This window comes from Streptomyces gilvus, assembly GCF_022513565.1.
Lineage (GTDB): Bacteria > Actinomycetota > Actinomycetes > Streptomycetales > Streptomycetaceae > Streptomyces > Streptomyces gilvus.
The window spans coordinates 268970-282484 of sequence record NZ_JAKWBE010000001.1 but is presented as its reverse complement, the minus strand read 5'-3'; the positions used below and the strand labels follow the sequence as shown (position 1 = coordinate 282484).

At 69.2% G+C, this 13515-nt stretch carries 10 protein-coding genes; 3 read left to right on the top strand and 7 right to left on the bottom strand.

Going from position 1 to position 13515, the window contains the following annotated elements:
- Window positions 1-8: 8 nt before the first annotated feature.
- From MKW14_RS01280 to MKW14_RS01265, 4 genes are read right to left on the bottom strand one after another with little or no spacing between them, the layout of a single operon-like run.
- On the bottom strand, window positions 9-2258 hold the full coding sequence (locus tag MKW14_RS01280; protein ID WP_240858214.1) for an alpha-galactosidase: 2250 nt from the start codon (window positions 2256-2258) through the stop codon (window positions 9-11).
- The gene (locus tag MKW14_RS01275) at window positions 2255-5494 is read right to left on the bottom strand and encodes a glycosyl hydrolase family 28 protein (protein ID WP_240858212.1); all 3240 of its coding nucleotides are present in this window, start codon (window positions 5492-5494) and stop codon (window positions 2255-2257) included. The genes MKW14_RS01280 and MKW14_RS01275 overlap by 4 nt, the downstream gene beginning before the upstream one ends.
- Before the next feature lie 11 nt (window positions 5495-5505).
- Window positions 5506-6288, bottom strand: coding sequence for a heparin lyase I family protein (locus tag MKW14_RS01270; RefSeq protein WP_240858211.1), 783 nt, complete (start codon window positions 6286-6288; stop codon window positions 5506-5508).
- Between the two features lie 4 nt (window positions 6289-6292).
- Complete coding sequence (locus MKW14_RS01265) at window positions 6293-7483, bottom strand: glycoside hydrolase family 88/105 protein (protein ID WP_240858210.1); 1191 nt, start codon at window positions 7481-7483, stop codon at window positions 6293-6295.
- 299 nt (window positions 7484-7782) lie between these two features.
- Here MKW14_RS01265 and MKW14_RS01260 point away from each other — a divergent pair, with 299 nt between their 5' ends.
- Window positions 7783-8619: an aldo/keto reductase gene (locus tag MKW14_RS01260; protein ID WP_308314563.1), complete on the top strand. Its 837-nt coding sequence runs from the start codon at window positions 7783-7785 to the stop codon at window positions 8617-8619.
- Between the two features lie 262 nt (window positions 8620-8881).
- Here MKW14_RS01260 and MKW14_RS01255 read toward each other — a convergent pair whose 3' ends face one another.
- The gene (locus MKW14_RS01255; protein ID WP_240858209.1) at window positions 8882-9493 is read right to left on the bottom strand and encodes a hypothetical protein; all 612 of its coding nucleotides are present in this window, start codon (window positions 9491-9493) and stop codon (window positions 8882-8884) included.
- A 78-nt stretch (window positions 9494-9571) separates the two neighbouring features.
- Window positions 9572-10516: a DMT family transporter gene (locus MKW14_RS01250; RefSeq protein ID WP_240858207.1), complete on the bottom strand. Its 945-nt coding sequence runs from the start codon at window positions 10514-10516 to the stop codon at window positions 9572-9574.
- A gap of 228 nt (window positions 10517-10744) precedes the next feature.
- Here MKW14_RS01250 and MKW14_RS01245 point away from each other — a divergent pair, with 228 nt between their 5' ends.
- Window positions 10745-11440, top strand: a complete 696-nt coding sequence (locus tag MKW14_RS01245; protein WP_240858206.1) for a glycoside hydrolase family 75 protein — start codon at window positions 10745-10747, stop codon at window positions 11438-11440.
- A 151-nt stretch (window positions 11441-11591) separates the two neighbouring features.
- On the opposite strand, the gene MKW14_RS01240 is transcribed toward MKW14_RS01245, so the two are convergent.
- Window positions 11592-12497: a class I SAM-dependent methyltransferase gene (locus MKW14_RS01240; protein WP_240858205.1), complete on the bottom strand. Its 906-nt coding sequence runs from the start codon at window positions 12495-12497 to the stop codon at window positions 11592-11594.
- A 138-nt stretch (window positions 12498-12635) separates the two neighbouring features.
- Here MKW14_RS01240 and MKW14_RS01235 point away from each other — a divergent pair, with 138 nt between their 5' ends.
- The gene (locus MKW14_RS01235; RefSeq protein WP_374116520.1) at window positions 12636-13406 is read left to right on the top strand and encodes a phytanoyl-CoA dioxygenase family protein; all 771 of its coding nucleotides are present in this window, start codon (window positions 12636-12638) and stop codon (window positions 13404-13406) included.
- The last annotated feature ends 109 nt before the right edge of the window (window positions 13407-13515 follow it).

Sequence of the window (13515 nt, the reverse complement as noted above, 5' to 3'; positions counted from 1 at the left end):
GGTTCCCCTCAGCCCGTGTACTGGGTGAAGACCTTGAGGTAGTCGTACGGCTGCTGCGTCACGCCGCTGCAGGCGTCGCCGTCGGTGCCCGAGCCGCAGGCCCGGTCGCGGTTGACGGCCCAGTAGGTGAGCCGGCCGATGTGGTGCTGCTGGGCGTAGGCGAGCATGGTCTTGAAGTCGGCCACCCGCACCCGCTCACCGGAGTCGTCGGTCTTGCCGTTCATCGACGACAGCCCGATGTGGGTGTAGGCGGTGGCGTCGCTGTAGCCGTACGCCGACTTCACCTGGGCCTTGAGTCCGTCCATGGCCTTGGTGGTGAGGCTGCCCATGTTCGTGGTGCCGCCGCCGAAGTCGAACGGCATGACACACCAGACGTCGTTCGCCAGACCGGAGTTGGCGGCCCGCTTGATCATGTCGACGCCGGTGGAGTCGGGACCGGAGGAGGTGGTGCCGAAGGTGATGACGGTCTTCAGGCCCGGGTTGTTGGCCTTCACCGTCTTCAGCGCGTCGACGACCCGCTGCCGCACGGTCGCGTTGGACCACTCGGTGTTCTCGATGTCGATGTCGAGCGCCTTCAGCTTGTAGGCGTTGATCACCTTCTGGTAGGCGCCGGCGAGGGCGGAGGCGCTGGAGCACTTCTCGCCGAGCTTGTTCCCGCTCCAGCCGCCGACGGAGACGACGACGTCACCGCCCGCCGCTCTGATCGCGTTGATGGTGGACTGGTCGCTGCCTCCGGTCAGCGGGCGGGAGCCGTCCCACTTCGGGTTGCAGGTGCCGTCGGAGAGGATGAAGGCCAGCGTGAACCACTTGACGCCGGTCGCGGACATCACGGAGGTCGGGTTCTGGGGGCTGCCCCAGCCGAGGTACTCGTAGGGGGCCACGGCGAACCCCGGTGAAGCGGCCGCCGCCTTCAGGGAGTTGACGGGCTTGACCCGGATGAGCCGGGTCTCGCCCGGGCGCAGGGTCGCGCTGTAGGAGTCGGCGATCACGCCCTTGTGGGATCCGGACCAGAGGTCGGTCACGTCACCGGAGCCGCTGAAGCCGACCTGCGACCAGTTCACGCTGACGGTGGCGTTGCCCGAGGTCCCGGTGTTGAACAGGGCCACGACGTACTGCCCGTCGCTCTCCTTCTTGCTCCAGACCTGTTTGACACCGCTGCTCACGATCCGCTTGGCGGCGACACCGTCCTGGTCGACGCCGATCAGCCGGTCGTTGGTCAGCATCGCCTTGTCGACGGAGTCGAGCTGGGTGAGGTCGGTGCCGAGCAGCAGCGGGGCCGCCGCCATAGCCCAGAGCGTGAAGTGCGAGCGGCGCTGGTCCGCCGTCAGACCCACCTGGTCGCCGTTGCCGATCTCCAGCGAGTCCAGGTCGTTCCAGCCGCCGGGGCCTGCGTACGGCTGCCAGGAGGCGGCCGAGTCGAAGCGCTTGGAGACGTGGGACCAGTCGGTCAGCGGATAGCCGCTGCCGTTGCTCCCCGGCCCGCAGTAGCACTCGACGTCGCCCTGGGTGCGCCAGCTGTTCGCCAGTTTCCGCCAGGTGGAGGCGTCGGCGACCGGCAGGTTGTTGGACAGGGCGAAGTTGATGGGCCGTCCGCTGGCCCGCAGCGCCTTGTCCCAGGCCTGGACGTCGGGGATGTCGGCGCTGCCCACCCCGTCGATCTTCAGGTAGTCGACACCCCAGGACGCGAACTGCTTGGCCCAGGAGTCGACGAACTCCTGCGCGCCCGGCTTGGAGTAGTCGATGTAGTACATGTTCTTGCAGTTGTAGTTCTTCTCGGTCTTCGAGGTGTCCGCGATGTCCTTCGCGTGGTACGAGGTCCCCTCGATCGGCGTGTTCTTGGTGACGGCGTTCTTCGCGATGCCGGGCGTGACGTAGAAGCCGAACTTCAGGCCCTTGGAGTGGATGTAGTCGGCCAGCCCCTTGATGCCGTCGGGGAACTTGCTGGTGTCGACCGCCCAGCGGCCGTAGCTGTCCACGGTGAAGCCGTTCGAGTCGCACTTCTGCCAGAAGTCGTCAAGGTTGACGTAGACGAAACCGTGGTCCTTCAGTCCGCTGGAGACCAGTGCGTCGGCCTGTGCCTTGATCTTCGCCTCGGTCGGCGTGCGGCGCACGAAGCTCCAGCTGGACCAGCCCATGGCGGGCCGGACGGACTGGCCGTTGTCGGAGGCGGCCGCCGGATGGGCGGTGCCCACGAGCGGCACCGCCGCGGCGAGCAGCACACCCGCCGCCGCGGCCGTGAGCGATCTGAGCCGGATCATGACTGTCCCCCGTTCGCGGGTGTGGCGTACGACGTGCCGATCCACGCCTCGTCGACGCGCAGCCGCTTGTAGCGGGTGGTGTCGCTGGAGGCGGCCCAGGTGGTGTCGACCTCCAGCCGCACGTAGCGGGCGTTGGCGGCGGTCAGGTCGATGCCCTGGATTCCGCGGCGGCTGGGCAGCTGGCCGGACTTGACCGCGCTGCCCCAGGTCGAGCCGTCGTTGCTCAGGAACACCTTGTAGTCCTTGATCCGCGCCGACTGCTCGGTGCTGGAACGGGCGTAGGCCACGGAGTCCTCGCGCTGGTTGAGCCCGATGTACTGCACCTTCTTGGCCGAGCCGAGGTCGAAGGTGAGATTCACGGGAAGCGTCTTGTTGTTGTCCCAGTAGGTGAGGTAGTCGCCGTCACCGGCCGCCGACGCGGCGTGTCCGCTCGCGGAGGCGCTCGCGCTGACCTTGACGCCGGTGAGGATGCCCTGGCGGCCGGCCGTGGTGACCTTGAACACCGTGTCGTACGGGTCCCAGGTGCCGAGCCCGCTGAGGGTGAGCACCCCGCCGGACTGCGACCAGGAAACGGCCGCTCCCGTACGGAGGTTGGTGACGGAGGCGATGCGGTAGCCGTTGTCCCGGACGCGCAGGGTGCTGGTGCTGGGCGGGGTCAGGACGTGGATGTACTGCCGGTCGGCGTCGTCCTTGGCGATGGTCGTCACTCCGTACGCGCCGTCGTTCCAGGCGCCGGGCTTGAGGCCGCCGTACATGTAGCCGCCGCCCTCGGTGCCGTGCAGGGATTCCCAGATGGGGTCGAGGTAGGAGTCGGCGAAGGTGTTGAAGGAGGCCTGGTTGGACGGGAACTTGCCGTTTACCTGGGCCGTCTCGGCCATCAGGGCCTTCACCGAGGAGCCGGCGTTGGTGATGAGGCGGCCGAGGGTGAGGGCGCGGTCGACGGAGGGGTTGGAGCCGTCGTACCACCACGCGCCGGTCGAGGGCAGCTTGAAGTCGGCCTCGGTCAGGCGGGGTTGGGCGGTGTAGACGGCCTGCGGATAGTCGTAGGCGGGGGTCATGCCCGTCTTCTGCTCATTGCTGATCATGTCCATGACCGGCGTGTCTTCGTTGTTGTTGCTGAGCGTGTAGTTCGGGCGCCTGTCGTAGATCTGCTGGTAGAGGTTGTGGCTCTCCCAGTAGGAGTTGTCGTTGTCGATCCAGAAGCCGCCGAGGTCGGGGTAGCGGTCCATGACCTCGAAGAAGTTGTCGTAACTGAACTGCCCGAAGCCGTCGTTGGTGGTCAGGTCGACGTTCTTGCCCTTGTAGGCGGAGTACGCGGCCGAGTCGAGCCACTCGTGGCCGCCCTCGTCGTGCCACTGGGGGTCGTTGGTCATGTAGAGGATGACCTTCATGCCCTTGGCCTTGGCGGCGGTGATCAGCTCGCCGAGGAAGTCCCGCTTGGTGGAGCAGGACCCTGGGATCTTGGACGGCCAGGGGCGGGCGTAGCCGAGGCGGCTGTGGAAGGTGGCGAGGACGAGGTACTGGGTGTGCAGCTTCTGCGCCTCGTTCACCCAGTAGTCGGGGCTCCAGCCTCCGCTCGTGACGTCGTTCTCCCAGCCGGTGCAGCTGGTGTGGGCCGGTGCGGTGCGCAGGCCCCAGTGCAGGAACAGACCGCCGACGGAGGCGCGCAGGAAGTCCTGGCGGGGGCTCTCCAGGTCGAGCGGCTTCACCGCCGCGCTGCTGCCGCAGTCCTGGCTTCCCGAGACCCGCAGGGCGCCGCCCGAAGTGTTGTGACTGTCCGTCAGGCAGCCGCCGGTGACGTCCTGGAAGCCCACGTCGAAGGGCGAGTTGCCGCCCTTCTGCGCGGTGAACCGGGTGAGCCGGATGCCGCTGGCCGCGTTGGCGATGAACGCTGGCCGGCCGTCGTTCGAGGCGAACTTGACCGAGCTGTCGGTGAACCGGACGTTGTCGGCGTTGTGCAGGTACCAGCCGTAGGCGGGCCGGGTGCCGATGCTCTTCGGGTTGTAGTCGGTCGAGTCGTTGCTGGGCACGCCCGTGGACATGGTGCCGTTGCCGCCGGGGACCGTGATGTCGACGTCGGTGAAGGTCACGCCGTTGATGCGGTGCCCGGACTCGCCCCACAGGGTCGGGCTGAAGGAGGGGCTGTTGCCGGTAGCGGTGATGTTGTCGTACGTGACGTCGCTGATCGATCCGACACCGGGACTGTTGCCGCAGCGCTTGCGGGTGCCGATCTTCTGCATGATCGGCGAGTGGACGTCGGTCATCGTGATGTCGCGGTAGTGGACGTCGGAGATCTTCGAGCCGTCCATCGAGACCATGCCGAGGCCGGACTTGTCGGCGCCGTCGATGCGGATGTTCTCGAACTGGTAGTCCGAGAAGTCGCCGCAGGTCTCGGAGCCGAACATCAGGGCGTTGCAGCACTTGGCCCCGAGGGTCGAATCGCTCACCCGCACATGCCCGTTGGGCAGCTTGGCGCCGAGCGCGTAGTCGCTCTTGAACACCAGCGCGTCGTCGTTGGCGTGGATCGTGGCGTTGGTGATCGTGGCGTTGGTGGTCGAGATGACGTTCCAGCCGTCGCGGTCGCTCGCGGTGTCGATGGTCAGGTGGTCGGAGGTCACGTCGGTGCAGCCGTTGATGAGGGCCGCGAAGTGACCGCCCCGGCGCAGCGTGAGACCGTCGCCGATCCTGAGCCCGTCGCACCGGGTAAGCGAGATGATCTTGTCGGCCTCGCCGGACTTCGGGTTGCCGGTGATCAGGTTGCCGGCGCCGTCGATGACGCCCTGGCCCACGAAGCCGATGTCGGTCAGCTTGTCGCCGTAGATCATCGCGTCGTGGAAGTGGCTGTGGCCGTAGTCCTGGTAGGCGTCGTACGGGTTGGACTCGGCCTTGTCGTAGGTGTCGGCGCTGGAGCCCTGGAGTGTGGCGCCCTTGTCGAGCTGGAGCGTCACATGGCTCTTCATGTGGAGGGTGTTCTTGGACTTGTAGGTGCCAGAGGGGAAGCGGACGGTGCCGCCGCCCGCCGCGTTCGCGGCCGTGATCGCCTTGTCGATGGCCGGGCTGTCGTTGCTGGAGCCGTCGCCCTTGGCGCCGTAGTCGCGCACGTTGTACTCGGCGGCGGCGCGCGGGGCGCCGGCCGGAGCGGCGAGGGCCGCGGGGTGGGTGAGACCGAGGACCACGGCCACCACGAACAGGACGACGGCCGCCGCTCGGCGGCCTGGATCAGTGGGGGGTTTCATGTGACGGCTCCTCACACGAGTTGGTAGCCGCGGAGGTTGGTGAGCAGGAGGTAGGTGTCCTGCAGGGATCCGGAGGTGTCGCCGAGGGAGCGGTAGATGCCCCACTTCGGCCGCACCCGGTCGGCCAGGAAGGTGTCGACGCCGGTCTTCGACTTGTCGATGACCGTCGAGCCGCCGGACTTGAGGATCCAGCGGACGGAGCCCGCCGAGCCGTTGCCGACCTTGATCTGGAAGTCGACGTCGGTCCACTTGTCGTGCAGCGGGTCGAGGTCGGCGCGGCCGATGAGGGTGCCGGAGATGGGCAGGGTCAGCTCGATGGTCTGCTTGCCGCTCACCCGGCGCAGCGACTGCGTGACGATCGGGGAGGAACCGGCACCGGGCTGCTTCATCTGCATGATGTGGGTGAAGGTGGTGGTCGCCTTCAGCGAGCTGGGGATGTACATCGAGTAGGTGACCCGCCAGGTCTGGCCCTCGGTCCACTTGAGGTAGCTGCTTGAGCTGGTGCGCAGACCCGTGACCTCCTGGCGCTGGCGGTCCGTCGAGGTGTCCCGGTCCACCATGTGCATGTTGAAGCGCCAGTTGTCGCCGGTGGCGAAGATGTGCGGATGCCCGGCGGGGTGCGAGTCGGCGCGGTCGTCCTCGATCGTCTCGAAGGCGCCGAGGCCGTCGCCGCTCGCGGAAGGCGCCCACTTCTGCTGCCAGGAGGCGGCGTGGGCGATGGCGGGCAGACCCAGCGTCGACCCGGCCGCGCCCGCGACCGCCGCGCCCAACAGGGCCCTTCTGGACGTGCTCATGACACTAATCACCTCGCAGTTGTTCGTTCATGATCAGGAAGGCGCCCAGACCGTGGAAGTCGTTGGTGGCCCGGTCGCGTGCGATGTAGTACGCGTAGTCGCCGACGTTGGTGCCGATGGAGATGTCGGCGAGGTTGGTGCGGCCGTCGGAGCCGATCGACAGCTTCGCCAGCACCCCCTGGTACCCGCGGTGCGCGACGGCGGCGTAGTGCGGGTCGAGGTAGCCCTGCTGGACGCCCCGGGAGAGGGCGTAGGTGAACATGCTGGAGCAGGAGGTCTCGGTCCAGTCGTCGGACCGGTCGCCCTTGTCCATCACCTGGAACCAGCGCCCGGTCGCCGGGTCCTGGTACTTCTCCAGCCCGGCAGCCAACTTCCTGAAGATTGTGAGGAGTTGGGGGCGACGGGACTGCTTCGCCGGTATGGCGTCCAGAACGTTGACGATCGCCATCGAGTACCAGCCGACGGCCCGGCACCAGTGCTCGGGGGCGAGCCCGGTCTGCGGATCGGCCCAACTCGCGCTCTTCGACTCGTCGTAGGCGTGCTTGAGCAGTCCGTTCGCGACCTGCAGATGGCTGCCGTAGACGTACAGCTGCTTGGCCGCCTCGTCGTCGGTGTACGCGCTGTCGCCGAACTCCTTGCCGTACTCGACGAGGAACGGGTTCACCATGTAGACGCCGTCCGCCCAGAGTTGATGGGCGCGGCTGGAGGTGTCCGCGTGCCAGAAGCCGCCGTCGCCGGTGCGTGGGTAGGTGTTCAGGCGGTCGCGGATCTTCTTGGCCGCCTTGCGGTAGCGGTCCTGCCCGGTCTCGTGGTGCAGGATCACCAGGAGCCGGCCGGCCTGCATGCTGTCCAGGCTGTTGAAGGACTGGTCGATGGAGCCGTCGCTCTTCACGAACCGGTCGACATAGCTCTTGATGTAGCTCAGGTAGCGGGCGTCGTGGGTGCGCCGGTAGGTGAGGTACTGGCCGTAGAGGTAGAGGCCGACGGGGTAGGACCAGCCGCCGATGGTGCTCGGCGTGTAGCGGGCCATGGTGGAGTCGACGACGGCCGTCGACCAGTCGGGGGCGGCGGCCGGACGGAGGGCCGCGGGGACGGTGGGGGCGGTCGGCGCGGGCGCGGCCGCGGGCAGGGTGGTCAGGGCCGCACTGGCGAGGACCAGCCCGGTCAGTGCCGTTCGCAGACGACGGCGTCTCATGTTCCTCCCTCTCGATCGGACGGGGAGACCCGGAAACATCGGAGGAAAACCGAACCAACTGTTCACATTCATGGATCGAGTTCAGGGACTCGTTCATTGGCGCGATCCAGAGTTGCGGTCCGGAGGTTCAGCGGTCAATGGTCCGGACCGCAGAGGTCGGATCCATTTCCAGCCAATCTCGGCTCCCGACACTGACTCATCGGTCAGTTCGGACGGATTCTCCGGTCAGGAATGCATCACGGCTCGTGATCGTTGACGATGGGAGTACCACCTGACGACAACCGAAGGATCAAGAGCTCGTGAGCAGCAAGGTCCCCCCGATCATCCTGAACAACGGCGTCGAGATGCCCCAGCTGGGCTTCGGCGTCTGGCAGGTGCCGGACGACGAGGCGGAGCAGGCCGTCGCCACCGCGCTGGAGGCCGGGTACCGCAGCATCGACACAGCGGCGATCTACGGCAACGAGGAGGGCACCGGCAAGGCCATCGCCGCCTCCGGCGTCCCCCGCGAGGAAATCTTCGTCACCACCAAGCTCTGGAACTCCGAGCACGGCTACGACGCCACGCTGCGCGCCTTCGACGCGTCGCTGGAGAAGCTCGGTCTGGACTACCTCGACCTCTACCTGATCCACTGGCCGACCCCGGCCCGCGACAAGTACGTCGACACCTACAAGGCGTTCGAGAAGCTGCACGCCGACGGACGCGTCCGCGCGATCGGTGTCTCCAACTTCGAGCCGGAGCACCTGCGTCGGCTCATCGACGAGACGTCCGTCATCCCGGCCGTCGACCAGATCGAGCTGCACCCGCACCTGCAGCAGCGCGCGGCCCGGGAGTTCCACGCGGAGCAGGGCATCGCCACCGAGGCCTGGTCCCCGCTCGGTCAGGGCAAGGGCCTGCTGGAGGTCCCGGCGATCGTCGCCATCGCCCAGAAGCACGGGCGCACTCCCGCCCAGGTCGTGCTGCGCTGGCACCTCCAGCTCGGCACCATCGTGATCCCCAAGTCCGTGACGCCGTCCCGGATCCGGGAGAACATCGAGGTCTTCGACTTCAGCCTGGACACCGAGGACCTCGCGGCGATCAGCGCGCTGAACGAGGACCGGCGGCTGGGTCCGGACCCCTCGTCGTTCAACATGGCCTGAGCGGCTGCCACAGCCACCACGGCCGGACGGCGGTCACCCGCGGAGTCTCCTCCCGCCACGGCACGGGCGGCCGATGCCGGACCCGGCACCGGCCGCCCGGCCGTGGAGCCGGGCGGCCGCGTGGTGCGGCAGGGGGTCGTCCAGGACGATCCAGCCGCCGGTCGCGTCGCTGGGACGGTAGAGGTTGTTCCAGCGCCAACCTCCCTGGTCCGTCAGGAGTTCCCTCGCGGCAGCCGCGGGTTCAGCCGCGCACGGCGGAGTTTCAGACCCCCCGCACGTCGGTGAAGACGGTCTCGAACTCCTCCAGACCGGTCACCGTCACATGCGCCTTGGCCGCGCCCTCGTGCCGGGCCGCCGCCTGGGCCGCGCGGGAGGCGACGAGGGAGTTCCGGTCGGTGAACAGGGTGCCGACCAGGCCGCGTCCACGCTCCCGGTCGACGAGCAGGGACGTCCTGGCCAGCCCGGGCAGCGTCTCCAGCCGGGGCACCACCGACGCCCGGAAGGTGTCGGCGAGCAGGTCGGCGTCCATGGGGTCCAACTCCAGCCGGGTGAGCCGCAGTCCGCCGCCCTGCGCGGGCTGCCGGACCTGGTGGAAGACCAGGGCCTCGTAGTTGTCGACCGCGGTCGTCGCCGCGAACGGCTCCAGCAGCGATCCGCGCCGCTCCCGCATGACCTCGTCGCTGTTGCGCCGGCCCTCCTCGGTCCGCCACCAGCTCACCGCGAGCAGCTTGCCGAGCTCCCGGTCCACGAAGATGCCCGATCCGCGGTAGCCGGGACGTTCCTCCAGCAGGTCCCGCCCCTGCGAGTTCAGCGCCCTGATGGCCGTGTCCAGCTGCGCGGGATCCCCCGTCACGTACACCGTGCGAACGAACATGCCCCTCGCCTCCCGAAGTCGAGCGCTGTGCGGAATGTTCGGTATGACCAGTCTTCTCCCATGCGGGGGACGCTGCAATCAGGGCGAGTCGGCGGACCCGTCGTCACGCGGGTGCGTACGCCGGCCCGCCACCGTGACGTACGCGCTCACCAGGATCAGGCCGCACCCCGCCCACTGCGCGAGCGTCGGCCGCTCCCCCAGGACCCAGGCGCCCAGCAGCACGGCCCCGACGGGGGTGAGCAGCAGCAGGACCGCGCCGGTGTGGCTGGGCAGGCGGGGCGAGTTGAGGGCGACCAGGAGCCAGCCGACGACCTGGCTGCTCAGCGCGGTCAGGGCGAGCCAGCCCAGGGTGTGCCAGGGCGGGGTGAGGTCGAGGGCGCCCCAGGCGGCGCCGCCGAGCGCGGAGACGAGGGTCGCGGAGAGGATCACCACCGTGTACGTCGTACGGACATGTCCGTGGAAGCCGCCGCGGCGCAGCAGGAACAGGAAGCCCGAGTAGCTCAGGGCGGCCAGGACCGCGTGGACGGTGCCCGCGACGGGGTCGCTGCCGCTCGCGCCGTGCTCGAAGAGCCCGCCGGTCAGCACGACCCCGGCGATCATCGCCGGGAGCCAGAGCAGGAAGCGGCGGGGAACATGCTCCCGGTCCACCGCCCAGGCCAGCAGCGGCACCAGGACGACCTGGACGTTGACCAGCACGGTCGACAGCCCGGCGCCCACCTCGGTGATCGACCTGGCCCACAGCAGGGCGTCCACGGCGAACAGTGCGCCGCCCGCGAGGCCGTAGAGCAGCCGGCGGCGCGGCGGCCGGCCCTCACGGCGGAACTCGGGCAGGGCCAGCAGCGCGAGTACGGGCAGGGCCAGCAGACAGCGGTACGCGGAGGCGGTGCCCGCGTCCGCTCCGGACAGCTCGATGAAGACCGGCGACAGGGACAGCGACAGCGCGCCGGCCGCCTGGCCCCAGCCCGGTCCGCCGAAGACCCGGGCGGGGCCCCGGCGCTGTGGGGCGAGGTCGGTACGGGCCACCCGGCGGCCTCCTCACGACGGGTACGCGGCGGGGCGGTCGCCCCGAGTACCCGTGTACCGGACATCCACGCGGGACCGGCTTCCCCCACGGTGAGCTGGCGCTTTCCACTCCAGCCCCAACCGCATGCGCAGACGGGGCCGTTCACGGGGTTGACGCGGGCATGCTCGCGGGTCCACCTTGTACGCCAACCCGGTCAGGAAAGTTTCCTAACAGAAGGGTCCCCCACAGTGCGCATCCGAACACTGACCCTCGCCGCGGCCTCCGGGGCCGCCCTGCTCGCCGCCGGAGTGCTCCCAGCGAACGCTTCCGGCGCCGTCCACCCGACGTCTGCCCAGGAGGGCTCGGTCAGCGCGGCCGACCTGCTCGCCAAGGTGACGTCCTGTTCCCAGATCTCCAACGGCAAGTACAAGACCGACGACGAGACCTCGGCCACCGTCCCGGTGTGCGGCAAGAACGGCGCCGTGTTCTGGAAGGCCGACATGGACATCGACTGCGACGGCCAGCGGACCACCAACTGCAACGAGGACCGCGACCCCTGGTACCAGGACGACACGGCCTTCCACCAGTCGAACGGCAAGCCGCTGAAGGCCGAGTCGCTGCCCTACATCGTGGTGCCCAGCACGAGCAGCATCTGGAAGTACACCAGCTATGGCATCAAGGGCGGCGGTGTGGTCGCCGTGATCTACGACAACAAGGTCGAGTACGCCGTCGTCGGCGACACCGGCCCCACGAAGATCATCGGTGAGGCCTCGTACGCCACCGCCAAGGCACTCGGCATCGACCCCGACCCGGCGACCGGCGGGGCCGACTCCGGCGTGACGTACATCCTGTTCAAGAACTCGCAGGTCTCGCCCATCGAAAGCCACAGCGCGGCGGTCTCGCTGGGCGAGCAGTTGGCCAAGCAGTTCATCGCGAACAACTGAGGGCGCGGCCCGGGCAGCCCGACGTCCCTTGCGGGAGGGTCGGTTGGGCTGCCCGACCGGCCATACGATCCGTGCTCGTCCCACAACGGCGTCTCCACCCGACCCGGGAACGGACGCCCGGGGTGGACACCGCTCCCCGAACCCGGTCGTCTCACATCGCGTGGGCGGCCGTGTGCACGGTGTGGGCCGCCAGGACGAAGACGTCCGGGCGGTGGTGGACGCTCGCCTTGTCGTCCGGGTCGAGGAGGCGGTCGAGGGTGCTGCGGTCGTCGGCGTCGAGGTGGTCGGCGAAGGCCTCGCGGGTGCGGGAGAGGGTGGCGGCGACGTAGGCGCGGGCGCGGTCCTTGGCGGGGGCCTGGAGGTCGAGGAGGAAGGTGCGGCTGCCGGTGGGGCGCAGGCCCGCCGCCGTCATCAGGCCCGGCCAGTCCTCGGCCTCCGCCACCGTGCCGGGCAGGCTCGCCCGCATCCCGGCGAACCACTCCTCCTCCAGCGCGTCCAGCCGCGCCTGCAGACCGGGGCGCCCGATCCCGATGTCCCGGGGCAGGAACCGCGCCGGCAGCCCGCCCTCCATGATCGCCAGCGTGCCCCCGGGCGCCAGCCGCTCGGCGAACGCGGCGAGGCCGGCCCGCTGGTCGCCGAGGTGATGCAGACTGCGGCTGGCCCACAGCAGATCCGCCGGATAGTCCAACTCCTCCAGCACGCCGGGCAGTTCACCGGCGACCGTACTGAAGCGGTCGCCCACGCCGAGGCGGTCCGCCCGCGCCCTGGCCCGCTCCAGCAGCGGCTCGGAGCTGTCGACGGCGACGACCCTGGCCCCCGGGAAGGCCTCCGCGAGCAGACACGCGACGACACCCGGACCGCTGCCCGCGTCGACGATCAGCCCCGGTTCCGTCTGCTTGTCGGTCAGCCAGGCCATGGCCCTCTCGTACAGCGAGGTGAACAGCTCCGCCTGGGCCTCCAGCAGCGGGGCCATGTCCGCCCAGTCGATGTCGCCGTGGTCGTGATGACCGGGGCGGTGAGTGCCGTGTTCGTGGTTGCCGCGGTGTCCGTGCGCCATGGAAGTCAGCCTCTCGTCCGATGCGGCTCAGCGTGCGCCGACGCACCGCAGGGCGGCAAGCCGAGTTGCCGTGACAGCAAAATCCGGCGGTAGGAAAACGGGATGCGCGCGGCGGGACGGCTCGCCCACGATGGCCCGATGGACGACGAGCTGGTGGAGCGCTTTCTCACGGACGGGTTCGTGAAGATCGAGGGGGCGTTCCCGTCCCGGGTCGCCGAGGACTGCGCTCGGCTGCTGTGGCGGGAGTCGGGCTACGACCCGTGGGACCCGGGCACCTGGAAGGACCCGGTGGTGTGGGTGGGCGGCATGGCCCAGGGCCCGTTCGCCGCGGCCGCCAACTCCCCCGTGCTGCACCAGGCGTTCGACCTGCTGGTGGGTAAGGGCCGCTGGCTGCCGCGCTACTCCCTGGGCAGCTTCCCGCTGCGGTTCCCGCACGCCGAGGAGCCGGACGACGCGGGCTGGCACATCGAGGGGAGCTACCTCCCGGAAGGGGAGAGCTGGTACTTCACCAACCTCCGCTCCCGGGGCCGCGCCCTGCTGATGCTGTTCCTGTTCAGCCTGGTGACCGAGGCGGACGCCCCGACCCGCATCCGGGTCGGCTCCCACCTGGACGTCCCGCCCCTGCTGGAGCCGTACGGGGAGACGGGCGTCTCGGGTCTCGAGATAGCGCCGAAGCTGGTCGAGGCCTCGGCGCACCGCCCCCTCGCCCACGCCACCGGTTCCCCCGGCGACGTCTACCTCTGCCACCCCTTCCTGATCCACGCGGCCCAAGCCCACCACGGCACCCACCCCCGCTTCATGGCCCAGCCCCCTCTGCTGCCGGCGGCCCCGTACGAACTGGAACGCGCCGACGGTGACTACTCGGCGGTGGAATTCGCGATACGCCGGGGTCTGACCGAAAGGGCCTGACCCCGACGGACCTGTTTTTTGGGGGCGCGGGACGGTGTCGACATGCGCTCCGCCGCGTGGGCGCGACCAGCCACAGCCGACCCGCAGCTCCCAACTCAGCGCAACCGAA

Coding starts and splice junctions, on each gene's coding strand:
- MKW14_RS01280 (WP_240858214.1), bottom strand. CDS start 2,258: ATGATCCGGCTCAGATCGCTCACGGCCGCGGCGGCGGGTGTGCTGCTC.
- MKW14_RS01275 (WP_240858212.1), bottom strand. CDS start 5,494: ATGAAACCCCCCACTGATCCAGGCCGCCGAGCGGCGGCCGTCGTCCTG.
- MKW14_RS01270 (WP_240858211.1), bottom strand. CDS start 6,288: ATGAGCACGTCCAGAAGGGCCCTGTTGGGCGCGGCGGTCGCGGGCGCG.
- MKW14_RS01265 (WP_240858210.1), bottom strand. CDS start 7,483: ATGAGACGCCGTCGTCTGCGAACGGCACTGACCGGGCTGGTCCTCGCC.
- MKW14_RS01255 (WP_240858209.1), bottom strand. CDS start 9,493: ATGTTCGTTCGCACGGTGTACGTGACGGGGGATCCCGCGCAGCTGGAC.
- MKW14_RS01240 (WP_240858205.1), bottom strand. CDS start 12,497: ATGGCGCACGGACACCGCGGCAACCACGAACACGGCACTCACCGCCCC.
- MKW14_RS01235 (WP_374116520.1), top strand. CDS start 12,636: ATGGACGACGAGCTGGTGGAGCGCTTTCTCACGGACGGGTTCGTGAAG.